Origin of the sequence: Nocardia farcinica (genome assembly GCF_029867845.1) — a bacterium.
In the GTDB taxonomy this organism is placed as follows: domain Bacteria; phylum Actinomycetota; class Actinomycetes; order Mycobacteriales; family Mycobacteriaceae; genus Nocardia; species Nocardia farcinica_A.
This window is the reverse complement of record NZ_JARWRU010000242.1, coordinates 1-6012: the sequence shown is the minus strand read 5'-3', so window position 1 is coordinate 6012 and position 6012 is coordinate 1. Positions and strand designations below refer to the sequence as shown.

The 6012-nt window shown below is 73.5% G+C and carries 5 protein-coding genes; 1 reads left to right on the top strand and 4 read right to left on the bottom strand.

Annotated features, from left to right (window positions below):
- The 4 genes from QH283_RS05070 to QH283_RS05055 form a co-directional block, all read right to left on the bottom strand.
- Positions 1-1735: fatty acyl-AMP ligase (locus QH283_RS05070; RefSeq protein WP_280501850.1), on the bottom strand; the 1735-nt coding region annotated here is incomplete at its 3' end.
- Between the two features lie 160 nt (positions 1736-1895).
- Positions 1896-2345, bottom strand: a complete 450-nt coding sequence (locus QH283_RS05065; RefSeq protein WP_280501849.1) for an SRPBCC family protein — start codon at positions 2343-2345, stop codon at positions 1896-1898.
- Between the two features lie 250 nt (positions 2346-2595).
- A complete protein-coding gene (locus QH283_RS05060; RefSeq protein WP_280501848.1) occupies positions 2596-3513 on the bottom strand; it encodes a ribonuclease Z in 918 nt (305 codons plus the stop codon).
- Entirely contained in the window at positions 3514-4716 is a 1203-nt protein-coding gene (locus QH283_RS05055) for an aminotransferase class V-fold PLP-dependent enzyme (RefSeq protein ID WP_280501847.1), read from the bottom strand.
- A 120-nt stretch (positions 4717-4836) separates the two neighbouring features.
- Between QH283_RS05055 and egtA the strand changes: the two genes are divergently transcribed.
- On the top strand, positions 4837-6012 hold a 1176-nt coding region (egtA, locus tag QH283_RS05050; protein WP_280501846.1), incomplete at its 3' end, for an ergothioneine biosynthesis glutamate--cysteine ligase EgtA.

Sequence of the window (6012 nt, the reverse complement as noted above, 5' to 3'; positions counted from 1 at the left end):
TTTCGTCGAGCCGGCCGCCGCGGCGGTCTATTTGCGGCGGCGCGGGGGCGGGGTGGCCGCGCATAACCTGGTCCCCTGCCCCCGCGGCCGCCCCCCGGTGGGGCGGGGCCGTCGCCGCCCGGCGCAGTTTGCCCGAGGAGGTCTTCGGCAGCGCCCCCGGCCCGAGCACCGCGACCGTGCGCGGCCGGACCCCGACCTCGGCGAACACCGCGTGCACGATCTCGCGCTCGATGCGCCGCACCGCCTCCGGGTCCTCGTGCTCGTTGGATTCCACCACCACCGCGAAGCTTTCCCGCTTCTGCCCGGCGTCCAGCCGCACCGCGACCGCGTTGCCGGGCCGCACGCCGGGCACCCGCATGGCCGCGCGCTCGACATCGGTGGGGAAGATGTTGCGACCGGCCATGATGATGACGTCCTTCACGCGCCCGCACACCACCACCAGGCCCTCGTCGGTGAAGTAGCCGACGTCGCCGGTGTCGAGCCAGCCGTCGGCGTCCTGGGCGGGCCGGAAGCCGTCGACGGTGAGATAGCCGTCGGTGACCGCGGGCCCGCGCAGCTCGATCACCCCGACGGTGCGGCTGGGCAGCGGATTGCGGTCGGCGTCGACCACCCGGCCCTCCAGATTGTCGACCAGGTAGCCGAGGGTGGGCAGGCGGCGCACCGCCCCGTGGTGGCCGCGGTCGGTGACCGGCACCGCCTTGCCGACGGCCTCGAGCAGGTCGGCGTCCACGTGATCGAGCACCTGCCCCTTGCCTGGGTCGGGCAGGGCCACCGCGAGCGTGGTCTCGGCCATCCCGTAGACCGGCGTGAGCGCCATCGGATCGAGGCCGAACCGCGCACCGGCCTCGGCGAGGGCGTCCATGGTGTCGGCGTCCACCGGTTCGGCGCCGTTCCACATGTAGCGCACGCAGCTGAGGTCGAGCGAGCCCGGCTCGGCCTGGCGCAGCCGCCGCGCCAGCAGGGCGTAGGCGAAATTCGGTGCGGCGGTCACCGTTCCCCGATAGCGGTGGATCAGTTCGGCCCACAGCAGCGGCCTGCGCAGGAAGTCCAGCGGGGTCACACACACCACCTCGGCGCCGAACTGCATGGGCGCGCTGAGGAATCCGATCATGCCCATGTCGTGGAACAGCGGCAGCCAGCTGATCATGACGTCGCTGTCGGGCCGGAACTTCACCCGGTCGAACATGGCGTAGGCGTTGACGTAGAAGTTGCCGTGCGAGATCCGCACCGCCTTGGGCGATCCGGTGGAGCCGGAGGTCAGCTGGAGCAGGGCGATATCGCTCTCGGCGGTGTCCACCGGGGCGATCGGCGAACCGGTGCGCAGCTGATCCAGCGTGACCACCGTGATGCCGCGTTCGCGCAGCAGCGGTTCGGCGGCCTCGTAGGGCGAGCCGAGCACCACCGCCCTGGCGTGGATCATCCGCAGCACGGTCTCGGTGTCGCGTGCCCACAGGGCCAGGTCGGTGCGCGGGGTCGGCTGGTGCAGCATGGTGATGGAGCTGCCGCGCATCCATATCGCCTGGCACGCGGGCGCGATGTCGACCGGCATCCCGGCCAGCACCCCGACCGCGTCACCCGGCCCGATGCCCGCCTCGGCCAGCGCGCCCGCCATCCGCGCGGCGACCTGGTTGATCTGTCCCCAGGTGTGTCGTACCGGCGCGTCCGGTTCCCCGGTCACCAGCCCCCGGTCGGAGCTGCGTGCCGTCGCGTACATCTCTTCGGTGAACTTGCTCACGGTCGGACCCTTTCTCGTCGGCTCCGCGCCCACCGCCACGAACCGGTCTCGTTCCCACTATCCCCCGCGGGCCCGCCCCGTGTTAACCCCTCGACCAGGGCTGATACGTCCGTGCCATATCCGTCCCACCGGTCGCGGGCGCCCCGGCGTCGCCGCTTTCTCAGTTGCGATCGCGCTCGAGCACCTGCCGCAGCCGCCGCAGGGCGCCGCGCCAGCCCCGCTCCATGGCGTTGCGGGCCATCTTCTGCCGGGGATGCTCGATGTCGAACCCGCTGTGGGTGAGCAGCAGCCTGGTCCCCCGGCCGTGCGGCACCAGGGTCCAGTCCAGCACCCAGCGGGCAGGCCGCCGCGCCCGCAGGTCGACCCAGGTCAGGGTGAGCTGTTCGCCCGGCCGCGCGAGCAGCACCTCGCTGGCGATCTCGCCCGGCGGGTCGGACGGGATCTGGAAGATGAAGTGGGTCCCGATCAGCAGGTCGAAGCCGATCGGCCGCATCAGCCATTCGGCGAGCAGGCCGGGATCGGTCAGCGCCCGCCACACCAGCTCCGGCGGCTGCGCCAGGTAGTACCCGATCTGCACCTGCGCCGGATCCAGTTCCGCATCGAAGTTCAACGACCCCACCCCCTGGCAACCGCACCGACGGCGAAAACTGCTCCGCCATCCAGCATTCCACGACGGACCGGCCGCCTGGTACGAGTTCGCCGCAATTCACTCGTTACATCGGCGCGGCCGGTGCCCGAGCGCTGTTCGCGGCGGTTGTGTTCGACGGCTGCTCGCGGGGGTTGTGTTCGACGGCCGGGGCAGCGACGACCGGAGCCGGGCTGAGGGCGGGTCAGCGGCGGGCGGTCCAGCGGCGGGCGGGTCAGCGGCGGGCGGGGAAGGGGACGCGGCGGAGATCCTCGGCGACCACGATCTCGCCGTCGAAGTGTCGCTCGGCCTCCGCGCGGTGCCCGTCCAGTTCGCGATAGCGCTGGGAGAAGTGGGTGAGCACCAGGGTGCGCACACCGGCCTCGGCGGCGGCGCGGGCGGCCTGCCCCGCGGTCAGGTGGCCGTGCTCGTGCGCCAGGTGGGCGTGGGCGTCGAGGAAGGTGGCTTCCACGACCAGCATGTCCACCCCGTCGGCGGCCTCCAGCACGCCGGGGCACAGCCGGGTGTCCATGACGAAGGCGAAGCTCTGGCCGGGGCGCGGCTCGCTGACCTGCTCCAGGGTGACCGGGCGCCCGTCGATCATCACGGCGCCCTCGCGTTGCAGCTCGCTCACCCTCGGCCCGCGCACGCCTGCCGCGCGCAGCCGTTCGGGCAGCATCCGCCTGCCCGCCGGCTCGGTGAGCCGGTAGCCGAAGGCCTCCACCGGGTGCGACAGCCGCACCGCCCGCAGCTCGAAGCTCGCCCCGGGGGTGTCGAGGACACCCGGCCCGGTGATCGGGTGCGGGCGCGGGTCGGTGTGGCGGTAGAACGCGCTGGCCCCGCACAGCCGGTCGTAGTACACCTGCCCGGAGGCCGGGTAGTAGGCGTCGATGTCGTGGGCGACGGCGTCGAGATTGATCCGCTGCACGATGCCGGGCAGACCGAGGCAGTGGTCGCCGTGGAAATGGGTCAGCGCGATGTGGGTGAGATCCGAGGCCGCCACCCCGGCGAACGCCATCTGCCGCTGGGTGCCCTCACCCGGGTCGAACAGCACGCCCTCCCGCCCCCAGCGCAGCAGACAGCCGTTGTGATTGCGCTGTTTGGTCGGCACCTGGCTGCCGGTGCCGAGCACGACCAGCTCCCGCTGTGACATCTACAGCGCCGCGACCGCGCGCACGAACCGGTCGAGTTCGTCGTGGCTCACGAAGCAGTGCGGGGAGGCGCGCACCACCGCCGGCAGCCCGCGCGCGGTCATGTCCAGCAGCGTGGAGGAGGCGAAACTGACCGTCACGGTGATGTTCTCGGCGGCGAGCAGGTCGCGCACCCGCGTGGCCTCCAGCCCCTCGACGGTGAACGAGACGATGCCGCCGCGCCGGACGCCCTTGTCGCGCACGGTGACCCGGGGCAGCTCGGCCAGCGCGGCGCGCAGGTGCCCGGCGCGTTCGGCCACGGCGGCGTAGACCTGCTCCGGCCCCAGTTCGAGCAGATAGCGCACCGCCGCGCCGAGGCCGAGCCGGGCGGCCACGTCGTGCTCCCAGAACTCCCAGCGGGTGGCGTCGGGGGCGAGCCGGTAGGCGTCGGGGGCGGTCCACAGCGCGCTGTGCAGGTCGAGCCGCTGCGGCGTCAGGTGGGCGGTGGATTCGGCGCGCACGTACAGGAATCCGGTGCCGCGCGGCCCGCGCAGCCACTTGCGTCCGGTGGCCGAGAGCGCGTCCACGCCGAGCTCGGTCACCTCCAGCGGCAGCTGACCGGCGGACTGGCAGGCGTCGAGGAGCACCAGCGCGCCCGCCGCGTGCGCGAGGGCGGTGGCCTCGGCGACCGGGTTCACCAGTCCGCCGTTGGTCGGCACGTGCACCAGGGAGACCAGCGCGACCCGCTCGTCCATCATGGCCGCCATGGCGTCGAGGTCCAGTTGACCGTCGCCGTCGTCGGGGATGCGCTCCACCACCGCGCCGGTCTGCTCGGCCCGCCGCAGGGCCGCGATGGCGTTGGCGGCGTACTCCGCGCCGCTGATGAGGACGCGGTCGCCGGGGCGCAACGGCACCGAGTAGAAGAAGTCCGACCAGGAGCGGGTGGCGCTGTCGCTGAGCGCGATCTCGGCCGGGGTCGCGCCGATCAGGGCGGCGACGGCGTCCTTGACCCCGGTGAGGTCGTCGAGACGTTCTGCGGCGGCCCGATATCCGCCGATCTCGGCCTCGCGGCGCAGGTGGGTGAACTGGGTGTCGAGCACGACCCGAGGGGGCAGCGAGGAGCCGGCGCTGTCGAGGAAGACCAGGTCGGGGTCGGCGGCGAGGCCGGGGGTGTCGGCACGGACGCGGGAGAGGAGGTCGGCGCGCACGCGCGAGTCGTCCAGCATGCCGACGAGGTTATCTGGACCGGCTGCCCGGTTTCAGCTCGTTTCCTGTCGGGAAAGATCGCTACGCTTGGTCTGGTCGGTGAATGCTTCGTCCGCAAGCCACGTCGGTGGGAGGCTCGCATGGCGGTCACACTCGAACACCACGGTCCGGCCGACCCGGCCGACTCCGTCGATCCCGGCGGCGCGCTGTCCTCGCGGGCGGCGGCGGAGGCCTTTCTCGGCGGCGTGTGCTTCAAGCTGGGGCCACCGCAACGGATCGGCGCCGAACTGGAATGGCTCACCGCGCAGGGTGAGTGTCCGCCGACCCACCCCCTCGCCGCCCGGCCCCGGCTGTCGGCCCTTGCCACCGCACTCGGACCGCACGCCCCGTCCATCCTCGCGCCCGGCTCCCCGGCCCTTCCGCTGCCCGGCGGCAGCCGGGTGAGCGTCGAACCCGGCGGCCAGATCGAACTGTCCAGCGAACCCTTCGCCACCGCCGACGCGCTGTGCGAGAACCTGCGCGCCGACGCCAGCCTGCTCGCCGACCTGCTCGCCGCGGCGGGCATCCGTCCCGTCGACCGCGCCGCCGACGCCGACCGCCGCGCCGAGCGGCTGCTGCGCTCGCCCCGCTATCGCGCCATGGAGCGGCTCTTCGCCGGCATCGGCCCGTTCGGCAAGCTCATGATGTGCAACACCGCGGCCACCCAGGTCAGCGTCGACGCGGGCGCCGATCCCGCCGAGGTGGCCGCGCGCTGGACCATGCTGTACGCGGCCGGGCCCGCCCTGGTGGCCGCCTTCGCCTGCTCGCCCGGCCTGCACGGCGCCCCGCCCGGCGCCTGGGCGTCGCAGCGCATGCGCACCTGGCTGCGGCTGGACGGCACCCGCACCAGGCCGCCGGTGCCGGACTGGGCCGACCCGGTCACCGGCTACGCCCGCTGGGCGCTGGACGTGCCGCTGCTGTGTGTGCGGCGCTCCGGCGCGGCCGCCCCCACCGCCCCCGCGAGCGGCTGCCCGGACTGGTCACCCCCGCCGGGGGCGACCTTCGCCGACTGGCTCTCCGGGGCCCTGGACGACGAGATCGGCCGCCGCCCCGATCTCGACGACCTGCGCTACCACCTGACCACCCTCTTCCCGCCCGTCCGCGCCTGCGGCCATCTCGAGATCCGCTACCTCGACGCCCAGCCCGGCGAGGACTGGACCGTCCCGATCCATCTGTTCGACGCGCTGCTGTCGGCTCCGCGGGTCGTCGCCGAGGCCACCCGCCTGGCCGGGCCGGTCGAGGGGGAGTGGGCGCGGGCCGCCCGCCACGGCCTGGCG

Excerpts from the sequence above, each read along its gene's own strand:
- QH283_RS05060 (WP_280501848.1), bottom strand. The coding sequence starts at position 3,513 with ATGTCACAGCGGGAGCTGGTCGTGCTCGGCACCGGCAGCCAGGTGCCG.
- QH283_RS05055 (WP_280501847.1), bottom strand. The coding sequence starts at position 4,716 with ATGCTGGACGACTCGCGCGTGCGCGCCGACCTCCTCTCCCGCGTCCGT.